18 protein-coding genes are annotated in these 23,915 nt (G+C 63.9%); 12 read left to right on the forward strand and 6 right to left on the reverse strand.

The window, feature by feature from the left end; genetic code table 11:
• Positions 1–178: 178 nt before the first annotated feature.
• Both K2Y42_RS09770 and K2Y42_RS09775 read right to left on the reverse strand, forming a co-directional pair.
• On the reverse strand, positions 179–1,582 hold the full coding sequence (locus K2Y42_RS09770) for a glutamine synthetase family protein (RefSeq protein ID WP_291151669.1): 1,404 nt from the start codon (positions 1,580–1,582) through the stop codon (positions 179–181).
• A 254-nt stretch (positions 1,583–1,836) separates the two neighbouring features.
• Complete coding sequence (locus tag K2Y42_RS09775; protein WP_291151671.1) at positions 1,837–2,502, reverse strand: GntR family transcriptional regulator; 666 nt, start codon at positions 2,500–2,502, stop codon at positions 1,837–1,839.
• 300 nt (positions 2,503–2,802) lie between these two features.
• Here K2Y42_RS09775 and K2Y42_RS09780 point away from each other — a divergent pair, with 300 nt between their 5' ends.
• From K2Y42_RS09780 to K2Y42_RS09800, 5 genes are all read left to right on the forward strand, one after another.
• Positions 2,803–3,906 carry a polyamine ABC transporter substrate-binding protein gene (locus K2Y42_RS09780; RefSeq protein ID WP_291151673.1) on the forward strand — a complete coding sequence of 368 codons (1,104 nt, stop codon included), beginning with the start codon at positions 2,803–2,805 and terminating at the stop codon, positions 3,904–3,906.
• A gap of 103 nt (positions 3,907–4,009) precedes the next feature.
• A complete protein-coding gene (locus K2Y42_RS09785) occupies positions 4,010–5,200 on the forward strand; it encodes an ABC transporter ATP-binding protein (RefSeq protein WP_291151677.1) in 1,191 nt (396 codons plus the stop codon).
• 35 nt (positions 5,201–5,235) lie between these two features.
• Entirely contained in the window at positions 5,236–6,117 is an 882-nt protein-coding gene (locus K2Y42_RS09790) for an ABC transporter permease subunit (protein ID WP_291151678.1), read from the forward strand.
• A complete protein-coding gene (locus tag K2Y42_RS09795) occupies positions 6,114–6,935 on the forward strand; it encodes an ABC transporter permease (protein WP_291151679.1) in 822 nt (273 codons plus the stop codon). The genes K2Y42_RS09790 and K2Y42_RS09795 overlap by 4 nt, the downstream gene beginning before the upstream one ends.
• A gap of 149 nt (positions 6,936–7,084) precedes the next feature.
• Complete coding sequence (locus K2Y42_RS09800; protein WP_291151681.1) at positions 7,085–8,359, forward strand: FAD-binding oxidoreductase; 1,275 nt, start codon at positions 7,085–7,087, stop codon at positions 8,357–8,359.
• A gap of 89 nt (positions 8,360–8,448) precedes the next feature.
• Here the strand turns inward: K2Y42_RS09800 and K2Y42_RS09805 are convergent, their stop codons facing one another.
• Positions 8,449–9,819 (reverse strand): methyl-accepting chemotaxis protein, encoded by a 1,371-nt coding sequence (locus K2Y42_RS09805; RefSeq protein ID WP_291151683.1) that lies wholly within the window; start codon positions 9,817–9,819, stop codon positions 8,449–8,451.
• Between the two features lie 194 nt (positions 9,820–10,013).
• Positions 10,014–11,087, reverse strand: coding sequence for an alpha/beta hydrolase (locus tag K2Y42_RS09810; RefSeq protein WP_291151685.1), 1,074 nt, complete (start codon positions 11,085–11,087; stop codon positions 10,014–10,016).
• A gap of 403 nt (positions 11,088–11,490) precedes the next feature.
• Here K2Y42_RS09810 and K2Y42_RS09815 point away from each other — a divergent pair, with 403 nt between their 5' ends.
• The 3 genes from K2Y42_RS09815 (at position 11,491) to K2Y42_RS09825 (ending at position 16,091) form a co-directional block, all read left to right on the forward strand.
• Complete coding sequence (locus tag K2Y42_RS09815) at positions 11,491–12,831, forward strand: amino acid permease (protein ID WP_291151687.1); 1,341 nt, start codon at positions 11,491–11,493, stop codon at positions 12,829–12,831.
• Between the two features lie 35 nt (positions 12,832–12,866).
• Positions 12,867–14,036 carry a hypothetical protein gene (locus K2Y42_RS09820; protein WP_291151690.1) on the forward strand — a complete coding sequence of 390 codons (1,170 nt, stop codon included), beginning with the start codon at positions 12,867–12,869 and terminating at the stop codon, positions 14,034–14,036.
• A gap of 120 nt (positions 14,037–14,156) precedes the next feature.
• Positions 14,157–16,091: a hypothetical protein gene (locus tag K2Y42_RS09825; protein WP_291151693.1), complete on the forward strand. Its 1,935-nt coding sequence runs from the start codon at positions 14,157–14,159 to the stop codon at positions 16,089–16,091.
• 15 nt (positions 16,092–16,106) lie between these two features.
• Here K2Y42_RS09825 and K2Y42_RS09830 read toward each other — a convergent pair whose 3' ends face one another.
• Positions 16,107–17,741, reverse strand: a complete 1,635-nt coding sequence (locus tag K2Y42_RS09830) for a peptide chain release factor 3 (protein ID WP_291151694.1) — start codon at positions 17,739–17,741, stop codon at positions 16,107–16,109.
• Positions 17,742–18,004: 263 nt separating this feature from the next.
• Complete coding sequence (gene recQ, locus K2Y42_RS09835; RefSeq protein ID WP_291151697.1) at positions 18,005–20,200, reverse strand: DNA helicase RecQ; 2,196 nt, start codon at positions 20,198–20,200, stop codon at positions 18,005–18,007.
• A gap of 630 nt (positions 20,201–20,830) precedes the next feature.
• On the opposite strand from recQ, the gene K2Y42_RS09840 reads away from it, so the two are divergent.
• The 4 genes from K2Y42_RS09840 (at position 20,831) to K2Y42_RS09855 (ending at position 23,893) form a co-directional block, all read left to right on the forward strand.
• Positions 20,831–21,265 carry a hypothetical protein gene (locus K2Y42_RS09840; protein WP_291151700.1) on the forward strand — a complete coding sequence of 145 codons (435 nt, stop codon included), beginning with the start codon at positions 20,831–20,833 and terminating at the stop codon, positions 21,263–21,265.
• Between the two features lie 44 nt (positions 21,266–21,309).
• On the forward strand, positions 21,310–21,870 hold the full coding sequence (locus tag K2Y42_RS09845; RefSeq protein ID WP_291151702.1) for an autotransporter domain-containing protein: 561 nt from the start codon (positions 21,310–21,312) through the stop codon (positions 21,868–21,870).
• Between the two features lie 280 nt (positions 21,871–22,150).
• Complete coding sequence (locus tag K2Y42_RS09850; protein ID WP_291151704.1) at positions 22,151–22,828, forward strand: OmpA family protein; 678 nt, start codon at positions 22,151–22,153, stop codon at positions 22,826–22,828.
• A gap of 36 nt (positions 22,829–22,864) precedes the next feature.
• Positions 22,865–23,893 (forward strand): caspase family protein, encoded by a 1,029-nt coding sequence (locus K2Y42_RS09855; RefSeq protein ID WP_291151706.1) that lies wholly within the window; start codon positions 22,865–22,867, stop codon positions 23,891–23,893.
• Positions 23,894–23,915: the final 22 nt, after the last annotated feature.

A 23,915-nucleotide genomic window follows, 5' to 3' on the forward strand; every position in this document is an offset into this window, starting at 1 on the left:
GGCGCGTTCCAGTGCGGATCGGCGAGGGCCGTCAGGCGCAGATCAGCGGGCCGTGGACGGCGTGAATCCAATACGGGCGCACAGCTCGAGGAGCTCTGTCTTGCGCGTTTTCGATACTCGATCGAACCGTGTCACTTCGTCTGCTTCCTTGGGTCGTCCGTCACACCAGTCGCGCCTGTCAAACGCTGAGCAAGAGATGCTCGCGTTCCCACGGGCTGATGACGCGCATGAATTCCTCGAACTCGGAGCGCTTCAGCTCCAGGTAGACGTGCGAGAAACGCTTGCCGAGAATTTCGTGCAGGTCCGTGCTGTCCTCGAACTCCGTCAGCGCTTCGAGCAGGCCGCGCGGCAACTGGTGGTCGCTGCGGTAGGCGTTGCCTACGACGGCCTGACGCGGCTCGAGAGCCTTCTTGATGCCGAGATAACCGCAGGCGAGGCTGGCGGCGATGGCGATGTAGGGGTTGGCGTCGGAGCCCGCGAGGCGGTTCTCGACGCGCCGCGCCGCAGTCGGAGAGAACGGCACGCGCAGGCCCGCCGAGCGATTGTCGTTACCCCACTCGACGTTGATGGGTGCGGCGCCGCCGGGCACGAGGCGGCGATAGGAATTGACGTAGGGAGCGAGCAGGCACGTGGCCTGCGGCAGGTACTGCTGCTGGCCGGCCAGGAACTGGTAGAACAGCTTGGTCGGACCGCCGTTCTCGTCGGTGAAGACGTTGCGGCCGGTTTTCTTGTCGGTCAGGCTCTGATGGATATGCATGGCGCTGCCGGGCTCGTTGGCGAGCGGCTTGGCCATGAAGGTCGCGTAGCAGCCGTGCGTGAACGCGGCCTCGCGGATGGTGCGCTTGAACAGGAAGACCTGATCGGCAAGATCCACCGGGTTGCCGTGCATCAGATTGATTTCGAGCTGGGCGGCGCCGCCTTCCTGAATGATCGTATCGATCTTCAGATACTGGCGCTCGGCGTACTCGTAGATGTCGTCGACGATCTTGTCGTACTCGTCGACGGCGCCGAGGCTGTAGGCCTGACGGCCCGCGCCTGCGCGACCGGAGCGTCCCGTCGGCGGCTCGAGCGGATAGTCCGGATCGGGGTTGGTCTTGGTGAGATAGAATTCGAGCTCGGGCGCGACGACCGGCAGCCAGCCTTCGTCCTCATAGAGTTTGAGCACGCGCTTCAAAACCTGGCGCGGCGCGATCTCGACCGGATCGCCCGTCTGCCATGTCGCGTCGTGAATGACCTGCGCGGTCGGGCTCGACGCCCAAGGCGCTGGGCGAATGGTGTCGAGGTCCGGGACCATCATCAGGTCGCTCTCGGCGTAGAGCTGCTGGCCGTCCTCTTCGAAGCCGACGTAGTCGCCGGTGATGGTCTGGTGGAAAATCGAGATTGGCAGATGCACGGCGTCCAGCTTGACGAACTTGCCGGCCGGCATGGTCTTGCCGCGCGCGACGCCCGCGATGTCGGGCACGGCGCAGTCGACTTCCTCGATGCGATGGTGGGTCAGCCAGGCGCGCAGGTGCTCGGGCTCGGTGCCGAACGAAAACTCATCGGGAGCGGGCGTGGACGGAGATCCGTTGTCGCGGGACATGCTACACCTTGGTTTTCATGCACGTCGGTTTGGTCATGCACGCAGTGGGCCTTGCGTGCGCTCATCGAGGGCGGAACTCCGGCGCAGAAGACACACTTTCGCATGCCGGCCGATCGAGACGCCGCCGCTTGCAGGACGCACCTAAGCTCAATTCACCGCTAATGTGATCACAAGTGGACCGCAAACTCAAGCGGTCGCGGCTGGACATTTGGGCTGAGACGGCCCGGGGGCGCGCCCGCGCGGCGTTCAAGCCGTTAACTGGACCGTTTCAGAATGCCTTCGCCGATGAAGTTCATGCCCTGGCTGATGTCGGCGGCAATTGCGGCCTTGAGGGCCTTGCGGTCCTTTCGTTCGAGGGCGGCGATGGCGGCCTGGTGCTGGTCCTCCAGGGACGAGGTTCCCCAGCGGCCGTAGGCCATGCGCATGAACGGCCCGAACTGGAGCCAGATGCTTTCGACGAGAGCCAGCAGCGTGTCGGCGCGGGCGCGCTCGTAGATGGCGAAATGGAAGCGGTAGTTGGCCTGCATGTAACCTTCGACGTCGCCGATCGCCATGGCACGGTCGACGGCGCGGTCGTGGGTGGAGATGGCCTTGATCTCGGCAGGTCCGATGCGATCCATGGCGCGGGAGGCGAGTTCCGGCTCAAGTGTCTTGCGGGAAAAGATGATCTGCTCGAACGCTTCCTCGGTCATGGGCGGGATCAGCACCCGGCGGTTGTCCATCATCTTCAGGGCGCGTTCGGCGATGAGGCGGCGGACCGCCTCGCGGATCGGCATGGGGCTCACGCCCATGTCCTCGGCGAGTCCGCGCAGCGTCACCGCGCTGCCCGGCAGAAAGCCGCCGAAGAGAATGCGATTGCGCAGGCCGCGATAGACACTTTCGTGGGTGGTGAGGGCAATGTCTCCGAGGCGCTGGGGCATCCGCTTCAGCGCCGCCGCGGAGCGACGAGGCGTGGTCGCTTTCCGGGTCTCTGTTCTCTCGCTGTGTGACATGGACTTCGTCGCCACCTCCAAGAGGTAGGGTTCAAATGCTGCAGCGCAGTAGAGCAGTCCGATCATTTTTTGAGCAGGTTCGTGGCGATAACGGTCACGATTGCTCCAAGGAAATACTTGTAGCGCGCGATTAATGTGATCACAATGGGGAGGTCAGGCCGGCGGATGGTGACGGGGCCGCTGCAGCTTTATCCGTTCCGTCTTTATCGCTCCGATGGGAGGTCGTGAATGTTCGATTTTGCAGGAATGCGCCGGTCGTTTGCCGGTGCTGCCGCTGCGGCAGCGCTGCTCGCCGGGGCGCCCGCGCTGGCCAAAGAGGTCCGCGTCTATAACTGGTCCGACTACATCGACGAGGAAGTTCTCAAGGACTTCGAGAAGGAAACCGGCATCAAGGTCGTCTACGACGTGTTCGACAGCAACGAGCTGCTCGAGACGAAACTGCTCGCTGGCGGCAGCGGCTATGACGTCGTGGTTCCCACGGGGCCCTTCCTGGCGCGTCAGATCTCGGCAAACGTGTTTCAGAAGCTCGACAAGTCGAAGCTTCCGAACCTGAAGAACACCTGGCCGCTCATCAACGAGCGGACCGCCCTTTACGATCCCGGCAACGACTACTCCATCAACTACATGTGGGGCACGACGGGCATCGGCTACAACGAGGCCAAGATCAAGGAACGGATGGCGGATGCGCCGGTCGATTCCTGGGACTTGATTTTCAAGCCCGAGATCGTGTCGAAGTTCAAGGATTGCGGCATCTTCCTGCTCGATGCGGCTGACGACATCCTGCCCGTCGCGCTGCTCTATCTGGGTCTCGATCCGAACAGCAAGGACCCGGGCGAGCTCCAGAAAGCCGGCGCGCTGCTCGAGAGCATTCGCCCCAACATCCAGAAGTTCCATTCGTCCGAGTTCATCAACGCGCTGGCCAACGGTGACATCTGCATCGCCGTCGGTTTCTCGGGAGACATCCTGCAGGCGCGCGATCGTGCCGATGAAGCCAAGAACGGCGTGACCGTGGGCTACAAGATCCCCAAGGAAGGCGCGCAAATGTGGTTCGACCAGATGGCGATCCCGACCGACGCAAAGAACGTCGAGGAGGCGCATGCCTTCCTCAACTACATGCTCGATCCGAAGGTCATCGCCAAGGCGTCGAACTACGTCAACTACGCCAACGGCAACCTCGCGTCCCAGGAGTTCATCAAAGAGGAGGTGAAGTCTGATACCTCCATCTTCCCGGATGATGCGACTCTCAAGCGCCTGTTCGTCAAGGAGCCCTACGACGCCAAGACGCAACGAGTGGTGACCCGGATCTGGACGAAAGTCGTCACCGGACAATAAAATCAGAACCGCGCCCGGAACACTTCGGGCGCGGTTTTTTCATACCTGCCGGGTGTTCCGGACAAGCTCTTTTCTTGCAGAAATTTGATCGAGGGTCTTCATCATGAGTGAGGCTGCGCTGAGTTCTTCGCCGACGGGCGCTTCGCGGTCGCCGCTTCGCACGGCGGCGCCGCAATCCGGGTTCGCACCGTGGAAGGACCCTTCCAAGACGCCGATGGTTCGGTTCGAGAACGTGGTGAAGCGCTTCGGCGATTTCGTCGCCGTCAAGGACTGTACGCTCGACATCTATGAGCGCGAGTTCTTCGCGCTGCTGGGCCCCTCCGGCTGCGGAAAGACGACGCTGCTGCGCATGCTCGCCGGGTTCGAGAAGCCGACGAGCGGGCGCATTCTCGTTGCCGGCCAGGACATCACCGAGCTCGCGCCCTACGACCGGCCCGTCAACATGATGTTCCAGTCGTACGCGCTCTTTCCGCACATGACCGTCGAGCAGAACATCGGTTTCGGCCTCAAGCAGGACGGAATGCCGAAGGACCAGATCGCGCAGCGCGTCGAAGAGACGATGGCGATGCTGGAGCTGAGCAAGTTCGGCAAGCGCAAACCGCACCAGCTTTCGGGCGGCCAGCAGCAGCGCGTGGCGCTGGCGCGCGCCATCGCGAAAAAGCCTCGCATCGTTCTGCTCGACGAGCCGCTCGGCGCGCTCGACAAGCGTCTGCGCCAGACGGCGCAGTTCGAGCTGATGGGCATTCAGGAGCGTACGGGCACGACCTTCATCATCGTCACGCACGATCAGGAAGAGGCGATGACGGTGTCGTCGCGCATCGCGGTAATGGATCACGGCGAGTTCGTGCAGATCGCCACGCCCGGCGACATCTATGAGGCGCCCAACTCGCGTTACACCGCCAACTTCATCGGCGACGTGAACCTGTTCGAGGGCAAAGTCGTGAACGTGGCGGGCGGGTTCGCCGAAATCGACTGGGGTCCGGGGCTTGCCCGCTTCAAGGCTGTTGCGCCCGAAGGATGCGCGGGACAGCAGCAGGTCTGGCTGGCGCTGCGTCCGGAAAAGATCCACATCGATCTCGACAAGCCGACGGACGCGAGCAATGCGCTGCCGGGCAAGGTGGTGGATGTCGGCTATCTCGGGTCGATCTCGCACTACCACGTCGAGCTTGCCAACGGGCAGCGCGTGAAGGCGCTGCGAACGAACTCGTCGCGCACCGTCGACCGGCCGATCAGCTGGGAGGACAAGGTCTGGCTGCAGTGGCCGGCCGAAACCGGAATCGTGCTCGCCAAGTAGTTCGCCGCTCGCCTCGTGTTGAAGGATTTGATCCCATGCGCCGCTGGCTTCTCATCTCGGTGCCCTACCTGTGGCTCCTGGTTTTCTTTCTCATTCCGTTTTTCATCGTCTTCAAGATTTCGCTGTCGGATATCGCGACGGCCATTCCGCCGTATACTCCGGTGTTCGATTTCTCGATGGGCATCGGGGAGTTCATCTCGAAACTGGATTTCGAGAACTACAGGTTCATTTTCAACGACAGCCTGTATGTGAACTCGTACTTCTCGGCGCTGAAGATCGCGGGCATCTCGACGGTTCTGACGCTGCTTGTCGCCTATCCGATCGCTTACGGCATGGCGCGGGCGCCCAAGGAATGGCAGCCCACGCTCGTGATGCTGGTGATCCTGCCGTTCTGGACCTCATTTCTCATTCGCGTCTATGCGTGGATCGGCATCCTGAAGAAGGAGGGCCTGCTCAACCTGTTCCTGATGAACCTCGGCGTGATCAGCGAGCCGTTGACGATCATGAACACGCCGCTCGCGGTCTACATCGGCATCATCTACTCGTACCTGCCGTTCATGATCCTGCCGCTCTATGCGAGCCTCGAAAAGATCAACCCGGCGCTGCTCGAAGCGGCAGCCGATCTCGGCTCGCCGCCGTGGAAGTCGTTCTGGCAGGTGACGTTCCCGCTGTCGCTTCCGGGCGTGCTGGCGGGCTGCTTCCTCGTCTTCATTCCGGCGACCGGCGAATTCGTCATTCCCGATCTGCTTGGCGGCTCGGATACGCTGATGATCGGCAAGACGCTGTGGGGTGAGTTCTTCGGCAATCGTGACTGGCCGGTGGCCTCTGCGGTGGCGGTAGTGCTGCTTCTCGTGCTGGTCATTCCGATTGTGATGTTCCAGAGCAACCAGGAAAAAGAGCGGGAGGCTGCGCGATGAGACGCTTTAGCTGGTTCAACGCGACGTCGATCGCGCTCGGATTTGCGTTTCTCTACATCCCGATCCTGCTGCTGGTGATCTACAGCTTCAACGAGTCGAAGCTCGTGACGGTGTGGGGCGGCTGGTCGACCAAGTGGTACGCGTCGCTTTTGCAGAACGAGGGTCTCCTCAACGCTGCGTGGGTGACGCTCCGGGTGGCGATCCTGTCCTCCACGCTGGCCACCATTCTCGGCACGCTGGCGGCCATCGTGCTGGTGCGGGCGGGGCGCTTCCCCGGGCGCACGCTGTTCTCGGGACTCATCTTTGCGCCGCTCGTCATGCCCGAGGTGATCACGGGCCTCTCGATGCTGCTCCTGTTCGTGGCGCTCAACATGGACCGCGGTTTCTGGACCGTCGTCATCGCGCACGCCACGTTCTCGATGTGCTTTGCGGCGGTCGTGGTGCAGGCGCGTCTCTACGACTTCGACAAGTCGGTCGAAGAGGCGGCCATGGATCTCGGCGCGACGCAGATCCAGACGTTCCTGCAGGTGACGTTGCCGATCATCGCGCCGTCGGTGATCTCGGCGTGGCTCTTGTCGTTCACGCTGTCGCTCGACGATCTCGTGATCGCGAGCTTTGCGACGGGCCCCGGTGCAACGACGCTGCCCATGAAGATCTACAGCCAGGTGCGTCTCGGCGTGACGCCTGAGATCAACGCGATCTCTACGATCATGATTGGACTTGTGACCATCGGCGTGCTCGTTGCGTCCTATTCGACGAAACGCGCGAGCCAACAGCAGGAGCGGGAGTTGAAGGCGGTTGACGCGGGCGCCAAGTAGGCGCCCGGTTCGGCCGGGTCTCTGCGCTCACGGCGCCTCTGCGCCAAGTGTGTCAGGGCCCGCAGCCATGCGAAACGGCCGCGACGCGATTGAATGCGCTCGCGGCCCGGATCGTTTGCAAACACGCCTCAACCGCCTATGTAAGGTCCATGTCAGCCACCCATATCAATTCCTATTACGCTGCGACGGCCAACGATCCGACGCGCTACCCGAAGCTCGAAGGCACGATCAAGGCCGACGTTTGCGTCGTGGGGGGCGGCTTCTCCGGCGTGTCGACGGCGCTCAGCCTGGCCGAGCGCGGCTACGCGGTGGCTCTGGTCGAGGCGCGACGCATCGGCTGGGGGGCCTCGGGGCGCAACGGCGGGCAGATGATTGCCGGCATCAGCGGCGAGCATCGCATCGAGAGCCAGCTCGGCGCGGATGGGCGGCGGCTCTTGGCCGACATCCGCTATCTCGGCCACGACATCATCGAGCGTCGCGTCGAGACGCATCAGATCCGCTGCGATCTCAAGCATGGCTGGGGCGAGGTGGCGGCTCGGCCGCGGCACATGGATTTGCTGCGCGCTTACGTCGACGAGCGCCGGGCCGAAGGCGACGGCGACCCGCTGGAGCTGGTCGAGCCAGAGGCCATGGAGCGGGTGATCGGTTCGAACGCCTATCACGGCGCCTATGTCGACCGGCGCAGCGGGCATCTGCATCCCTTGAACCTCTGCCTGGGAGAGGCGCGCGCGGCGGCTGGGCTTGGCGTGCGCATCTTCGAGGAAAGCCCGGTCGTGTCTGTGACGGGGGGCGCGTCGCCCGTGGTCGTGACGGAAGAGGGCCGCGTGGAGGCATCGTCGGTCGTGCTCGCCGGATATCTCGATCCCTCGTTCCAGACCGGACGGCTCAACGGCCTGCTGTTTCCGACCGGCAGCTACATCGTCGCGTCTGAGCCGCTAGCTGAGGATATGGCGCGCGAGATCATTCCAGGCGACCTCGCGATTGCGGACAGCAACGTGGTGCTCGACTATTTCCGGCTGTCGGCCGATCGCCGTCTGCTGTTCGGCGGGCGCTGCAACTATTCGAACCGCGATCCGGCGGATATCCGCGAAACGCTGCGGCCGCGCATGGTCGAGGTGTTTCCGCAGCTCAAGGACGTCGCGCTCGATTTCGCGTGGGGCGGCAAGATCGACATCGTGCTGACGCGCGTGCCGGCGATCGGGCGGCGTGAGCCCAACGTCTATTATATGCAGGGCTACTGCGGGCATGGCGTGAACGCGACGCATATCGCGGGCGAGATCGTAGCCGACGCCATTTCCGGCACGATGGAGCGGCTCGATCTGTTCGAGAAGATCCGCCACATCCGGCTGCCCGTGGGGCAGTTCCTCGGCAACCAGATGCTGGCGCTCGGGATGCTGTACTACCGGCTGCGCGACCTGCTCTAGGGGCGCGTATCCCCGATCAGTCGGCGGCAATAAAAACGGCGCGCAAGCCAATTGGTTTGCGCGCCGTTGTTGTTTTGGAGGCGGTAGGCTTAGCCGGCCGCGCGCTCGAGAAGGCGCGTTGCAGCCTGCTGGATCTTCGCGATGGCTTCGTCGCAGGCGACGTAGGCCGGGGTCGCAGCACCCCAGTTGTGGTTGCGAACTTCGTCGACCATCTTCGTTGCGTGGGTCTGGGCCGTGGACATCGCCGAGGCGAGGTCTGCCGCGAGTGCGGAGGCGCCGGTCGCGTTGGCAATCGCTTCGGCATCCGACATGACGCCGGCCTGCGAGAGCTGCGGGGCGGTGGCGGGCACGGGCGTTGCGCCGAGCAGGATGCGGGCGAGCTGCAGCTTCCACGAGACGGATTCGGAGCCGACGCGAATGAGTGCGGGGCCGCGGATGGGCAGGTCGGCAGATTCGAATGCCTTGCGCAGCGTGCCTTCGCACTCTTCGAGGCGCTTGCCGATCTTCTGGACCTCGTCCTTGCTCTTGGTGGCCTTCTCCGAGATGCGGACGACGTTCTGAGTGATTTCGGTGGTGGCAGCGCGCTGCTGTTCGAGCACGTTCGAGAGACCGCGGATGCGCTCGGCGACCTCGGCGACTTCATCGCCCATGCTTTCGATGATCGAGCCGACCTGGGTGACGACCGAGTTGCCGGACGCAACCGACTTCAGGCTGTCGGCGACGGCGTGGCGGATCTCGCGCATCTCGCGGGTGAGAGCTTCGACGCGCGAACGGATTTCCTGGGTGGCCTTGCCGGTCTCGACGGAGAGGCTCTTGACCTCGGCGGCGACGACGGCGAAACCGCGGCCTGCTTCACCGGCGCGGGCGGCTTCGATGGTGGCGTTGAGAGCCAGAAGGTTGGTCTGGCGGGCGATCGAGTCGATCGAGGTCGCCATTTCGCCGATCTGGTCGACGGCGCTCTGCAGCACCGCAACCTGCTCGCCGATCTTGCTCGACTGGCCCTGGATGTTCGTCATGGCTTCGACGGCCGCGCGGCTGTCGTTAATGCAGCTGCGCATCGTGTCGCGCGCATTCTCGGTCTGCGTGGCGCTGGCGGCGGAGACGGTGGAGAGCTCGGCGATGGATGCTGCCATCTGCTCGACGGCGCTCGAGATCGAAACCGTCGACTGGGCGACTTCGCTGAAATCGTGCGACAGCCAGCCGATGTTGATGGCTGCTTCGCACGCTTCCTTGCCGAGGCCGCTGGCGACGACGAGCTGCTTGGAGTAGCCGGTCTTCACGAGGTCTACAACGCGTTCGAGGGCCTTGCCCAAGTTGCCGTCGATGGCAACCTTGGCGGCGAGCTTGCTGCGAATGAGCTCTTCGAGCGCGTCGACGAGCTGTTGCTCAGCTTTTCCGGAGGCCGCAGCCTGAATCGGCGCCTTATCCGTGGTCTCGTTGGTGCGACGCGTTGCAAACACGTGGAATTCTCCATGGCTGATGGCGGCCGGTGCGGGGCGCTCACGGGCAAACAGCCGCCCGCGAACTCTTCCGTCCGGTAGAGGAATCATCAGTCTGTAGAATTGATCAGCATGCATTAAAGTCCGCTTAACCGAGGCGGGGTGCGATATACTTTAGTTCTGCGATTGATAACTGTGGGGTGTCCGCAACGCGCTCAGCGGCGGAAGCCGGGCAGGCGCTGGAGCAGATCCTGGATCGGATTATCGACCCATGCCCGGGTGACGAAGCTGCGGTGGGAGACGTCCTCGCCGCCCGATGCGCCGGACAGAAACGTCACGTCGCCCTGGTTCAGCGGCCGGTCCAGCTCGGTTTCGTAGGCGATGTCTTTCGATGCCAGAATGCCGGCCAGCTCGACGTTCTTGTCGCGCGTGGAGCCGAGATAGGCGCTCACGAAGAATGCGGAACGGTCGTTTTCGATCCACGACGTGAACTTGCCGAGCTCTCCATAGAGTGCGTCGAGCAGTACGACGCCGCGCAGGCGTTTTTTCAGGCCGCCCTTCGTGGCACAGGTCGCGGCTGCAACGTATCCGCCGCTGTAGGCGACGAAGACGACGGGGGCGGAGGCGAAGCTCAGGGCGCTACGGCGATCACCGTGCAGCTTGGTCAGGGCCTGGGTGGCTTCGCCCATGAAGCGGCCGAAGGCTCCGGGTTCTCCGAACCGGCCGACGCTCGAATCCGCCGCGTCGACGGCAAACTGCGGGGCGATCAGGACGGCATTGGCACCCGAGCGGGTGATTTGATCTGCAACATGCTGGCGGCGCAGGACGTCGCGCTCAAGGGTGGCGCCGTGTCCGTGGAAGAAGACGACGATCACCGACGGGCGGCGAATGTCGAAGCCCTTCGGAATGTGCAGGAGGACGCGGTTGTCGTGGTAGGTCTCGTCCTCCCAGTAGAGGCGGCCGTACGGCGTCGTGTGTCCACGGCGTCCGGTTTCGTTGACGACATCGAAGAACGGGTGGCCCGAGCCGGGATCGACGCCTCCATAGGGGAAAGGCGCCGTCTGGAAGGGAAGCAGTGCGGTGCGCCCTTGTGCGAGAGGGGCCGAGCGCGACTGCACCTGATGGGGTTTCGGCACGGCTTCCGGTTTGGCGACGCGGGCCGGGTTGGGTTTGACGGGCGTCGCCTTGGCCCAGGCGGCGGGTGCTGAGAGGGTGGCAAGGGCGGCCACGACTGCGCAAACGCCCACTGCGCGCGCAGGCGAGCGCCGAGCGGTGCGTACAGGGGTCATATCTGGTCCGGCCAAACGCCTCATGTCATCGCCGTTGTTTGCCATCGCCGCTGGTCGTCCGAGGGGGCATGTCAGGCCCTGGTCATTGCCCTCGTTGGGACCACCGGTCTGCGGGCACTGGTCTCCGAACACTGGTCGGCAAGCGCTGGTCTGCGAGTACCCATTGCGAACACCCTAGGCTCGGAATGGTTTCTTGAGCCTTGACGGCTGTTTCAGGCCGCAGATCAGCAGGTCTGGTTGGCCATAGCGACCAATCGTGTCCAAGATATGAGGCGGGCGGACTGTGATCGATTTGCTCCGGAGGTGCATTTCGGCCACGTGCGATGGCGTTTTGCCGCCCGCGCTTGTTGGTCCGTGTTCCGCCTTATAGGGTTCCGGCTCAATTCAATCCGGACCCGAAACCATGACCGCGACAGATGCCGCTTTGACAGGCGGGGCACCCGACGTTCATCGACGGACGGTGCTGACGGGCACCGCAACGGCCATCGCCGTCGCGGACATGATCGGCATCGGCGTGTTCACGAGCCTCGGCTTTCAGCTCATGTCGCTGCCGTCGGGTTTCGCCGTGCTCATGCTGTGGATCGTCGGCGGCGCGGCGGCCCTGTGCGGGGCGCTTTCGTACGCCGAGCTCGCAACAGCGTTTCCGCGTTCGGGCGGTGAGTACAATTTTCTATCGCGCATCTATCACCCCATGCTCGGCTTCATGGCCGGCTGGGTGTCGGCGACGGTTGGGTTTGCGGCACCCGTGGCGCTGGCCGCGATGGCGTTCGGCGAGTACTTCGCGGGCGCCGTGCCGGAGGCACCGCCCCTCGTGTGCGGTTTGGCCGTGGCTTGGGCTGTGACGCTTGTCCAGCTTTCCGGATCTCAGCCCAGCGTCATCTTTCAGAACGCGGCCACGGCGATCAAGGTGGCGTTAATCCTCGTTTTCATCATCGCAGGGTTTTCGGTCGGCGAGCCGCAGCCGATCTCGTTTTTGCCGAAAGAGGGCGATCTCGGCTACCTGATGAGCGCGCCGTTCGCCGTCAGCCTCGTGTTCGTCATGTACTCCTACTCGGGGTGGAACGCGGCAACCTACATTGCGGGCGACGTGCACGATCCGGCCCGCACGCTGCCGCGCGCCATGTTCTGGGCTACGCTGGTCGTCATTGCGCTCTATGTGCTGCTCAACGCCGTGTTTCTCTATACGACGCCGATGAGCGCCATGGCCGGGCAGCTCAACGTCGCGCAGGTGGCTGGAGAGCATATTTTCGGCGCCACGGGCGGGCGCATCGTGGCGGGGCTCATCTGTGTCGGCCTCGTGTCCGCGATCAGCGCCATGATGTGGATCGGTCCGCGCGTGACGGTGGCCATGGGCGAGGACTTTGCGCTGCTCCGCCCGTTTGCGCGCTACACCCGGAGCGGCGTGCCAGCGACGGCCATCCTGCTCCAGATCTCGGTGGTGACGCTTCTGCTTTTGACGCAAAGCTTCGAAGCCGTGCTCGACTTCATCCAGTTCAGCCTGACGCTGTGCTCGTTCCTGGCCGTGGCGGGCGTGATCGTGCTGCGCGTGACGCAGCCGCATCTTTCGCGGCCGTACAAGGTCTGGGCCTTTCCGCTAACGCCGGTCGTGTTCCTCGCCGTCACAGGTTTCATGATGGCTTACCTTCTTTTCGAAAAACCCTGGCAGTCACTCGCCAGCCTCGCGCTTATGGCGTCCGGTCTTGCGCTGTTTGCGCTGTCGAAACGGGATGAGGCACGGACGTGACGCCAACCAACTCACACATTGAGGGATTGCAGCAGATGAGATTGCGTCGAGCGGTTCTCGCGGGGCTCGCGGCGGCACTTGCGTTCGCGAACATGACGATGGCGGGTCAGGCGAGCGCCCAGACGTCCGCCGCGCCGGCCGCAAAGGCGCCTGCCGCGGTGGCCAAGGCCACGCCCGACGACACGGCGCGCGTGCTCGGGGGGCTCGCCCCCTCGGCCGGTTCTCCGCTCGAGGCGTTCACCAAAGAGGCGTCGTGGCAGTCGCATTCGAAGTACTTCAACACGGCCTGGTCGCAGCTTTCCGTGCGCCAGCTCTCCAAGATCAAAGCCTGGTCGGCCAAGCACGTACCGAACCGCAAGCCGGTGCTGTTCTACATGTTCAGCGGGCCTGACTTCCTCTACGCGGACGCGTTTTTTGATGGCGCTTCGACCTACGTGCTCTCGGGTCTCGAGCCGGTGGGGCAGGTGCCCGACCTGACGCTGCTGACACCGCGTGCCTTCGGCGGCGAACTCAGGGGCCTGCAGAACTCGCTCAATTCGGTGCTGAGCTACAGCTTCTTCATCACCAAGAAGATGAAGACGCAGCTGCGCGACGGACAGCTCACCGGCACGCTGCCCATTCTCTACACGTTCCTGGCGCGCTCCGGCAAAACGATCAAGGAGACGACGCTCGTCTCGCTCAATACCGACGGCACTGTCACGCCGCTCAACGGCGAGCTTCCCAAGGGGGCGAGCCCGGGCGCCAAGATCCAGTTCTCGTCCGGATCGGGTCCCGACAAGACGCTCTACTATTTCAACACCGACCTGTCGGACGGCGGGCTCAAGGCGAGCGGGTTTCTTGCGTTCTGCAAGGGCCTCGGCGAGGGCGACAGTTTTGTGAAGAGCGCATCCTACCTGATGCATTCCGACAATTTCTCGATGGTGCGGTCGTTCATCGTCGAGAACAGCGGCACGCTGGTGCAGGACGACTCGGGTGTGCCGTTGCGCTTCCTGGAAGACTCCGCCTGGCGGCTGGAGCCGTATGGGCGCTATCTGCGGCCGCTCGGAATTTTTCCCAGGGCTTACCAGCCGAAAATGCAGGAGCTGTTCGCCAAGGGCCGGGCGACGCCGATCGATTTCGGGGTCGGCTACCGTTGGCGCCCCAACGAATCCAATCTGCTCGTGGCGGTCCGGACGTCGGCCGCGCGAGCAGAAGCAAAGCCTTAGCATGCGGCTGGTCGCTGGATGGATGAAAGGGTCCAGCGATTTTGCCTAGCTTCAGTCACGGTTGTGAGTTATCCGCGGTGATCTCCGGGGACGTTCTGTTTGCGGTGTGGGGAGGCTTGCGTGGCTACCGTCGTCAATGTGCATGGCACGTTTGTGCATTCGGCGGGCACAGCCGACGCCCTCAACATTAACCCGCAGGCGCCCGTTCAGTGGTGGCAGCAGGGCAGCACCTTCGAGCAGGAGGTGAAAAGCTACGTCGCGGGTGATGACGGTCCGGTCGACGTCGTGCCGTTCACGTGGCGCTCCCAGAACAGCGAGATCGACCGGCGCCAGGCGGGCTCGGCGTTGCTCGAAACGCTGCGCGGGCTCGACAAGAAGGGCGAGCCGTATGTCGTCGTCGGGCACAGCCACGGCGGGTCGGTGATTGCCTCGGCGCTCATCGAGAGCGTGTCGCGGCGCAAGCCGCTCGTGAACCTCCAGCGCTGGATCACCATCGGAACGCCGTTCGTGGGGATGCGCAAGGAGCGCTTCCTGTTCTCGCGGCTGACGCTGACGCGCAAGGTGATCTTTGTCGCCTCGTTCATGCTGTTCATGATGTTTCTGTTCTATGTGCTGGGCGAGCTCTACACGCACGGCTTCCGCGCGCGGAACGAGCGCTATTACACGGCTCTGCTGTTTTCCGGCGTGATGATGACGCTGCCGATCCTGTTCTCCTACATCGTGTTCCGTTTCTTCGATGGGCGGGAGTTGAAGGGGTACAGCGCAGGAACTGTGCGAAGAGCGCGCGAGCACTACGCGGGCAAATGGCTGCCGCTCAGTCACAAGAACGACGAGGCCGTGCAGGGGCTGCGCATGCTGCCCAACATGAAGCTTCATTTTTTTGACGATGGCTTTGCCGCCTCGACGATCACGAAAGCGTCCGTGATCGCGCTGCCGCTCGTCTATCTGTTGTTCGTGACCTCGCCGACGATTATGCTCGGCATCGCGGATTTCCTGCAGACCCGCATTTACGACGTGCAGGAGTTCGTCGAGGAAGACAGCGCGGCGACCCGGGCGCGCGAGGAGTTGCGGAACTTCTCGGGCCGTATGCGCGAGTATCAGGAGCAGGCCGATCAACAGAGCGGTCTCAATCCGGTTGCAGCCGAGGAGGCCCGGCAACGGGCCGCCAATGCGCGGCGCGAGTTGCGCGAAAAGCGCCGTCAGCTTGAGCAGTCGTTCCCCGAGTTCACGAGCGTGGAGCGTGCGCAGCGCTTCAAGCGGCGGTTCCTGCAACGCAACGGCCAGCCGTGCGAGGGCGGGCGCCTGTGCGGTGGCGGCACCGACTACGTGCTCAACAGCAAGCTTTTGTTCCACGTCGTGACGGACGAGCTGTCGAGCGCGGTCGTCGATGACGAGATCGTGGGCGGACGGATGGGCGGGCTTCTTCGGCTCCTGATCCCCGTGGTGCTGGTGCCGTTCGTCTTTGCTGTGATCGCCCTCGTTATTCTCAAGATCATCGAATACGTGGCGCAGTTCGCGAGCCTGTTGCTTGCGCGGGCGTTGAATACGGTCACGCTGGCCGAGATGAAGCGGTCGACGTTCGGCAACGACACGGAAGGCGAAATCGTCGTCGGAGCTGACTACGGGCCGTCGTGGCTCGAACCGGTGACGTGGGAGCTGCCGGCGGACGTTGCCGACAGGATTTCAGCGCACAGCAATTCGATGGCCTCGCAGTCGATCGCGAAATTCCGCGAGGCGATCAGTACGCTCTCCTATGCCGAGGGCGAGGATGCGCGGTCGCGACTGATCTCCGACTACCTGACGTGGAACGAGCTTGTGCACACGTCCTATTTCGAGGTGCCGGAGTTCCGCAAGATGGTGGCGCTGGCGATCAGCCAGGCGCCCGGATTCCGTCCCACCGAGCAGTTGCTCAACGATGTCGGATACCAGGCGACGGTGCAGTGGGTTGCCGTGCTCGGCCAGCCAATCGTGATCGGGCAAAATCCCAGCATCATGGTCGCTGAATTGGCGCCGCAGCAAGCGCAGCCACAGCCCCAGGTTTCGTATCAGGCGTGATCGTGGGCCGGTCGCCTACGTCTTGATTTCCAGGAACTCGACGTCCGGGTTACGCCCGGCGTTGTAATTGAGGTTGAAGATCGAGCCCGGCAGATAGACGTAGTCGCCGTCGAGGTCGGTCGCGATCGACGAGCGGTTGCTTTCGATGAATTTCTTGAGGGCCGCGGGGTCCTTGGAGCGGATCCAGCGCACCGCGTCGCACGGGGCGGGGTCGAAATCCGTCTTCAGGCCGTACTCGTGCTTCAACCGGTCGGCGAGCACGTCGAGCTGCAGCGCGCCGATGACGCCCACGACCGGCTGCGTGCCGTCGATGGGCGAGAATACCTGCACGACGCCTTCCTCGGCCATCTCGCGGATCGCATCCTTGAGCTTCTTGGCCTTGATCGCGTCCTCGAGCCGGATGCGGCGCAGGATCTCGGGCGCAAAGCTCGGAATGCCGAGGAACGTGATGTCCTCGCCTTCGGTCAAGGCGTCGCCGATGCGCAGCACGCCGCGGTTCGGAATGCCGACCACGTCGCCGGCGAAGGCTTCCTCGGCAATCGATCGGTCCTGGGCGAAGAAGAACTGCGGCGAGTTGATCGCCATGCTCTTGCCGGAACGCACGTGCTTCACCTTCATGCCGCGCGTGAGCTTGCCCGAGCAGACGCGCATGAAGGCGATGCGGTCGCGGTGATTGGGATCCATGTTCGCCTGGATCTTAAAGACGATGCCGGTCATGGCGGGCTCGGTTGCCTCGATCTCGCGCGTGGAGGCGCGCTGAGACAGCGGGGGCGGCGCGTAGGTCTTGAGCGCGTCGAGCACGTCGCGCACGCCGAAGTTCTTCAAGGCCGAGCCGAAGAAGACAGGCGACAGCGCGCCGTGGCGGAATTTTTCGAGATCGAAGCGGCCGCACGCGGCGTCGACGAGATCGATTTCCTCGCGCCAGCGCGCGTAGGCGTCTGGCTCCAACAACTCGTGGAGCAGCGGATCGTCCGGGCCGGTGATCGGCTGGCCGTCGGGGTTCTCGTCGAGGCGGCGGATGCGCGGCTGATAGAGATCGTAGGTGCCACGGAACTCACGGCCCTTGCCGACCGGCCAGACCATGGGAGCGGTGTCGAGCGCAAGCGTCTTCTCGATTTCGTCCAAGAGGTCGAGCGGCTCGCGCGCCTCGCGGTCGAGCTTGTTGATGAAGGTGACGATCGGGATGTCGCGCATGCGACAGATCTCGAACAGCTTCTGGGTGCGCGCTTCGATGCCGCGTGCGGCGTCGATCACCATGATGGCGGAGTCGACCGCGGTCAGCGTGCGGTAGGTGTCGTCGGAGAAGTCTTCGTGGCCCGGCGTGTCGAGCAGGTTGAAGACGGCGCCGCCGTACTCGAACGTCATGACGGACGTGACGACGGAGATGCCGCGCGCCTTCTCGATGGCCATCCAGTCGGACCGCGTGGCGCGTCCGTCGCGCTTGGCCTTGACCTGTCCGGCGAGCTGGATCGCGCCGCCGAACAGCAGGAGCTTTTCGGTGAGGGTCGTTTTGCCGGCGTCGGGATGCGAGATGATCGCGAACGTGCGTCGCCTGCCGATTTCCTCGGCGAGCTTGCCACTTGCTGCGGGCTTCGGTGCGGCGGCGGAGGCGCTGTCCTCCGGCGTTTCCGCCAGATCGTCGTTGCTCATCATCTTGTCCGGAACGTCGTTTTGCGGGCTCTATAGCACCGTTTGGGGAGAATGACAGGTCTCCTGTCCCGACGGCCAATGACGGGGGTACCGGGCGGCGGGATGGCCTGATTTGTCGACGTGTCTGGATCCCGGCCTGCGCCGGGATGACGGTTAGTAGGCAGGCGGGTCGCTTCTATGAGCACAACGCCACACCGGCCCTGGTCCGCGCCAGGGCGCATTTCTCCACTAAGAGCGAGGCGGCGTGCGTGCCGGGAGCGGCGCTAGGCCAACTCGGCGAGGAGGCATTTCAGGATGCCGTACTCGAAGCGGCCGTCGAGGGCGGCGTGGGCGGGGCCCAGCTTTCCAGAGTCGAGCGTGCCCAGGCGCTCGAAGACGGCGTGGATTTCGTCGAGGTCGGACGGGTCGAGATCGAGCACGTCGTCGGCTGCGAGGACGCCCGCTTCGATGGCGTCGGCAAAGTGGGTGTAAACCGTCGAGACGTCGAGGTTGCGGTCCGAGGCGATGTCTTCCGGCGTGACGCCATTGCGATGCAGCGCCAGGGTGCGATTGACGGTCGGGGAGAGGCGATTGTCGAAGCCGGTGTTGGCGCCGAAGCTCGCGATTTCCTCCAGGATGGCTTTGCCGTAACGCTTGATCTTGCTCGCGCCGAGCCCCGTGATCCCGTGCAGGCCCTCTTCGTCCGCCGGGCGGCTGGTGGCAAGCTCCACCAGCGTCTTGTCGTGGCAGATGACGTAGGGCGGCAGCTTCGCGGCGGTCGCGAGGCGGAGGCGCAAGGCGCGCAGCGCGTCGTAGAGCGGGCGGTCGGAGGCGGCGACCTTTTCGGCGGAGGCGGCGGCGCTCTTCGAGGATTTGGCTTTTTTCTCGCGGGCGGGCGCCAGGCGCTGCAGGAACTTCTCTTCGCCGCGCAGGACGGGGCGTGCCTTTTCGGTGAGCTGCACGGTGCCGTGGCCTTCGTCGTCGGAGGCGAGATAGCCGAGGGCGGTGAGCTGGCGGAACAGGCTGCGCCAGACGGTAGCGTCCGTGTCCTTGCCGATGCCCCAGACCGATAATCGATCGTGGCCGTTGCGGCAGGCGCGCTCATTCTCTTTGCCCTGCAGCACGTCGATGAGATAGCCGACGCCGAAGCGCTGGCCGGTGCGGTAGGCGGCCGAGAGGGCCATCTGGGCGGGAACGCTGCCGTCGACGGTTTGCGGTGGGTTGAGGCAGTTGTCGCAGTTGCCGCACGGGGGCGAGCCGGTTTCGCCGAAGTAGGCGAGCAACTGCTGACGCCGGCAGGTGGCCGCTTCGCAGAGGCCCACCAGCGCATCGAGTTTCTGGCGCTGGGCGCGCTTGAACAGCTCCGAGCCTTCGCTCTGGGCGATCCATTGCGTCTGCTGGATGATGTCTTGCATGCCGTAGGCGAGCCAGGCGTTGGCCGGTTCGCCATCGCGGCCGGCGCGGCCGGTCTCCTGGTAGTAGGCTTCCATGGAGCGCGGCAGGTTGAGGTGGGCGACGAAGCGGACGTCCGGCTTGTCGATGCCCATGCCGAAGGCGACCGTGGCCACCATGATGATGTTGTCTTCCTTCAGGAAGCGCTCCTGGGCGGCGCGGCGAACTTCGGGATCGAGCCCGGCATGGTAGGCGAGGGCGTTGCGTCCCTTGCGCACGAGCCAGGCGGCCGTTTCGTCGACGGATTTGCGCGAGAGGCAGTAGACGACGCCGGCGTCGCTCGGGTGCTCGGCGGCGAGGAAGCTCCAGAGCCGCTCGCGGGCGCTCATCGAGCCCATCTCGGCAATGGTGTAGCGGATGTTGGGGCGATCGAAGCTGGCGACGCGGCGGAGCGCGTTTTCGAGGCAGAGCTCAGTCGCGATCTCCTCGCGCGTGCGCTGGTCGGCGGTGGCCGTCAGTGCGATGCGCGGCGTGCTCGGGAAGCGGCTGGCGAGCACCTTGAGCTGGCGGTACTCGGGGCGGAAGTCGTGGCCCCATTGCGAAACGCAGTGGGCTTCATCGATAGCAAAGAGCGCGATCTCGGCGCGCTCGAGCAGGCGCAGCGTGCGATCCTGCACCAGGCGTTCCGGGGCGACATAGAGAAGATCGAGCGAACCGGCGACGAGTTGGCGCTCGATAGCATCCTGGGTGTTGCGGTCCTGCGAGGAGTTGAGGAAGGCGGCCCTGACGCCTGCTTCCTTCAGTGCATCGACCTGATCCTGCATGAGCGCGATGAGCGGCGAGACGACGATTCCCGTGCCGCGGCGCACGAGGGACGGGATCTGGTAGCAGAGCGACTTGCCGCCGCCCGTGGGCATGAGGGCGAGCACGTCGCCGCCGCCAATCAGGGCTTCGATGATCTCGGCCTGATGAGGGCGAAAGCTCGTGTAGCCGAACACCTCCTCGAGCACGTTGCGCGCCTCGGCGAGGCTCGGGGCGGCAGCCAGGGGAGCGAGGGAGGCGGTCTTGCGCAGCGCGGCAGGCGGCATGCTGGGGTCCCATGGCGTGGATTGGGCGTGGATCGAGCTGTGTGTCGGGCGCGGCAGGAAAGCGTCGCGCGCCGTAAAGTTGTAGCGCGATTCTGAAAGGTCCCTCCGGCCAGCCCGGTCCACTATCCCAAGTATTCGGCGGCTGGCAGTCTTCTGTGCTGGCGTCGACGGGCCAGACGCTCGTCATGCGGGACCAGCTATTTGAGGCGCGGGGGCAGATCGCCTAAAATGCGGATCGCGCCAGGGGTCCATTTCACCCCCGCCCTCCTTGACGCCATTCGTCGGGAGGGGGGCGGCCCGAATAGACCGAATACGGCTGTTGGGCTCCTGGCTGCGCTTCCCCCGCCCGCCCTCTCCAGGCATTTCAGTTGCGCCTCAGCAACATGAGCCCACGAAGCGGTTTTGAGCATATCGTCCGAGGGCGAATTGAACTTCGAAACCTGTCTCGGCCAGTCTACATTTGCCCCGGGTTGGATCGACGGACAGGTTGCCGTTACGCAACATCCCCTGAATAAACGCAGTGGACACATCATCTGACGGCGCGACGCGGTTTTCACGTTGGAGAATCGCAGTAAGTGAGTCGAACGGGATTTTTGAGTCTGGCGCACATCGGTGCATGGGGACGGGCATATGGATCGGGGCATTTTCGGTAAGGTCTTTGGTGGCGGTATCGCCGCGGTTCTGTTCACGGCGCTGACGCCGGGAGCAGCGCAGGCACAGCTCGGGCCTTGCTACAATTACGAAGTTTCGCCAGGCATTTTCATCGATTACCCGGAGTGCGGCGACACCGCGAACGTCGCCACCCAGCTCGGTAACTCGCTGAACGGTATCGGCGATGCCATGGTCAACCAGCAGCTCAACGTCGGATCGTTCGCGGCCTTCGCCGCGCCAACCGGCCGCGTGCGCCACACCAATCACGATGGCCTGAAGGTCAAGGGCGGCGGCACCACGCAGGACTTCGAGACGGACGAAGGATCGGTGTTCGGAAACGTCAGCTACGATCTGCCGGGCACGTATTCGGCGGCAAGGTCCGCATCAGCGGCCTGCTCGGCTACAACGGCCTGACGCAGGACGACGAGGCCAAGACGTTCAAGAACGATATCGACGCCTTGATCTACGGCGGCAGCTATCTCTGGTCGAAGGGCAACTTCTACAGCATGTCGCTGATCATCGGCCTCTCGGGTGAAGCCGAGGGCAAGAACGCCGGCGGGAAGTACAACTACGACGTCGACGGCTACTACACGAACAGCGTGATCGGCTACACGTTCGACATGGCAGGCGGCTGGAAGTTCGACACGCGCGTCAACCTCGGCTCGTACGACGTCGACGGCGACAGCTTCACGATCCCCGGCACAGCGACGGCCATCAACGGACACGCCGAAGGCTGGAACGCCGGCATCAAGGGCACGATCTTCACCATCATGGAGATGGGCGGCGGCGTTGCTCGTCCCTACCTCGCGGCCGGTTACAAGAACGTCTTCTCCGAGGATATCGAAGTGCGCGGCGACTTCACCGCCGACTTCGATCAGGACAACAACTTCGGTCTGGTTGAGGCTGGCTACGACTATGTCCAGGGTCCCTGGACATACGGCGCAGCCGTCTACACGGAATTCTCCGGCGACCAGAACACCGTTGGCGGGCGGTTGGGCGTTTCGCTCAAGCTGCAGTAGACGCCACGACAGCGCGATTGGAGACGGGTACGTTCTACGTGCCCGTCTTTTTTTTGTTCACATCGGCACCCGCATCCGGGGCCGTGTCCAAGAATTGTCTGAGTGATTTTGAAAGGTTGTCACGCGGGGAACAGCGTCACCTATCCGCTTGTGGTGCCTTAGGAAACAACGAGCGGCGGCTTTAACCAATTTGCCGCTCAAGGGATTTGTCGAGCAGTATCAGTACTGGCCAGGGTTTGAGCTCTGGGATATGCTGATGACTGAGTTATTGGAGGTTCCGATGTCGACATTTGTTTTCTGGTCGCGAGCCTTGACTTGCGGCGCTGTGGCGGCCCTCTCCGTATCCGTGGCGGCGTTTTCCAGCCGCGACGCGGCGAGCGCGGATGCGACGCCGTCGGTTCAGCAGATCATCGAAGCGCTCAAGCCGCGCAAGACGCGCGGGCTTTCGGTCAAGCCGAGCAAGGCCGAGATCGAAAAGGCGCAGGTGATCGACGATCTCAAGACGAAGGCGGCCTCGCGCGGATTGTCGGTGCCGGAGCGCCAGCAGCTCGCCGAGGCGGTGAGCGACAAGCCCTCGCTCGATTTCGTCATCTATTTCGATTTCAACTCGGCCAACATCTCGAGCAAGTCGAAGGCGTCGCTCGACGCGCTGGGCACGGCGCTCAAGGACGACTCGCTCAAGGACGCCTCGATCATGGTCGCCGGGCATACGGACGCGAAGGGCCGCAACGAGTACAATCTCTCGCTGTCCGAAAAGCGGGCGGACGCGGTGCGGAAGTATCTCGCCGAGAAGTTCGACGTGGCGGAGAGCAACGTGACGGTCGTCGGATATGGCGCCGAGCGTCTCAAGGACAAGCAGGCGCCCTACGCGAGCGTCAATCGTCGCGTACAGATCATCAACATGACGGACAAGACGGCGTCCGTCAGCAAGCCCTTGAGCAGCGACCCGAACCAGTGATCGCCGCCGCGAGCGGTTCATCCAAAGGAGAGTGACATGCGGACGCGCACGATCTCGTATTCCATCCTGACGATCGCATTGGCCTTCTTGGCCGGTGGCGTCGCGCCAGCCGAAGCGGCCGGCCGGCGTCTGGCGCTCGTGATCGGCAACTCGACGTATCAGCATGTGTCGGAACTCACGAACCCGCAGAACGATGCGGCCGACGTGGCCGACAAGCTGCGCAAGCTGTCGTTCGACGTGATGCTTGGCACGAACCTCACGCGCGACCAGATGCATGAGGCGTTCGCGAACTTCGCGGAGCAGCTTCAGCCCGGCGACGAAGGCCTGTTCTTCTATGCCGGTCACGGCATTTCGCTGAGCGGCGAGAACTTCCTGATCCCGGTCGACATGCCGGCCGAGATCAAGGTCGAGGACGAAGCGGCGAGCAAGGAAGCGCTCGACAACAGCCTCGTCAACATTGCGTCGGTGATCGAGCCGATGCAGAAGGCCAAGCTCGGCATGATCTTCCTCGACGCGTGCCGCAACACGCCGTCGAAGGAAGAGCTCGGATTGCAGATCGTGGCGCAGGACGGCGCGACGCGGAAGCTTCGCTCGCTGTCGTTCCATCGCGGCATCTCGAAGGTCAACGTTGCGTCCACGAGCGGCGCGTCGGGCATCTTCCGCGCCTACGCCACGCAGCCCAACAACGTTTCGGACGACGGCGGCGGACGCAACAGCCCGTTTACGAAGGCGCTGTTGAAGCATCTCGGCACGCCGGGTCTCGACGTTCACCAGATGATGATCAAGGTTCGCCTCGACGTTCAGACGGAGACGTCCAACCGGCAGGTTCCGTGGGAAGAGAGCGCGCTGACGGACACGTACTACTTCACGCCGTCGGCTCCGGGCATGGCCGCCCCGCTGTTGCCCACGTATCGCAAGGAGGGCGCTGCCCCGAACATGGGTAAGCGCCAGAAGGGTGCCGCGCAGGCCACGCAGCGGCGCAATCAGGGTGGTGGCGGTGCTCCGCGTCAGGCACGCCGCGGTCCGCCCCCGGGTCTCGGCATGGGCGTTGGCGCCGGTCTCTAGTCAGGCGCGCTTTGACGGATCG

The sequence above is a fragment of the Hyphomicrobium sp. genome, assembly GCF_019744875.1.
Classification (GTDB): domain Bacteria; phylum Pseudomonadota; class Alphaproteobacteria; order Rhizobiales; family Hyphomicrobiaceae; genus Hyphomicrobium_C.

Bases quoted from the DNA above. Each gene is read 5' to 3' on its own strand.
- K2Y42_RS09770 (WP_291151669.1), bottom strand. From the start codon at position 1,582: ATGTCCCGCGACAACGGATCTCCGTCCACGCCCGCTCCCGATGAGTTT.
- K2Y42_RS09850 (WP_291151704.1), top strand. From the start codon at position 22,151: ATGTCGACATTTGTTTTCTGGTCGCGAGCCTTGACTTGCGGCGCTGTG.
- recQ (WP_291151697.1), bottom strand. From the start codon at position 20,200: ATGCCGCCTGCCGCGCTGCGCAAGACCGCCTCCCTCGCTCCCCTGGCT.
- K2Y42_RS09785 (WP_291151677.1), top strand. From the start codon at position 4,010: ATGAGTGAGGCTGCGCTGAGTTCTTCGCCGACGGGCGCTTCGCGGTCG.
- K2Y42_RS09830 (WP_291151694.1), bottom strand. From the start codon at position 17,741: ATGAGCAACGACGATCTGGCGGAAACGCCGGAGGACAGCGCCTCCGCC.
- K2Y42_RS09820 (WP_291151690.1), top strand. From the start codon at position 12,867: ATGAGATTGCGTCGAGCGGTTCTCGCGGGGCTCGCGGCGGCACTTGCG.
- K2Y42_RS09815 (WP_291151687.1), top strand. From the start codon at position 11,491: ATGACCGCGACAGATGCCGCTTTGACAGGCGGGGCACCCGACGTTCAT.
- K2Y42_RS09780 (WP_291151673.1), top strand. From the start codon at position 2,803: ATGTTCGATTTTGCAGGAATGCGCCGGTCGTTTGCCGGTGCTGCCGCT.
- K2Y42_RS09790 (WP_291151678.1), top strand. From the start codon at position 5,236: ATGCGCCGCTGGCTTCTCATCTCGGTGCCCTACCTGTGGCTCCTGGTT.
- K2Y42_RS09775 (WP_291151671.1), bottom strand. From the start codon at position 2,502: ATGCCCCAGCGCCTCGGAGACATTGCCCTCACCACCCACGAAAGTGTC.
- K2Y42_RS09800 (WP_291151681.1), top strand. From the start codon at position 7,085: ATGTCAGCCACCCATATCAATTCCTATTACGCTGCGACGGCCAACGAT.
- K2Y42_RS09840 (WP_291151700.1), top strand. From the start codon at position 20,831: ATGGATCGGGGCATTTTCGGTAAGGTCTTTGGTGGCGGTATCGCCGCG.
- K2Y42_RS09810 (WP_291151685.1), bottom strand. From the start codon at position 11,087: ATGACCCCTGTACGCACCGCTCGGCGCTCGCCTGCGCGCGCAGTGGGC.
- K2Y42_RS09855 (WP_291151706.1), top strand. From the start codon at position 22,865: ATGCGGACGCGCACGATCTCGTATTCCATCCTGACGATCGCATTGGCC.
- K2Y42_RS09795 (WP_291151679.1), top strand. From the start codon at position 6,114: ATGAGACGCTTTAGCTGGTTCAACGCGACGTCGATCGCGCTCGGATTT.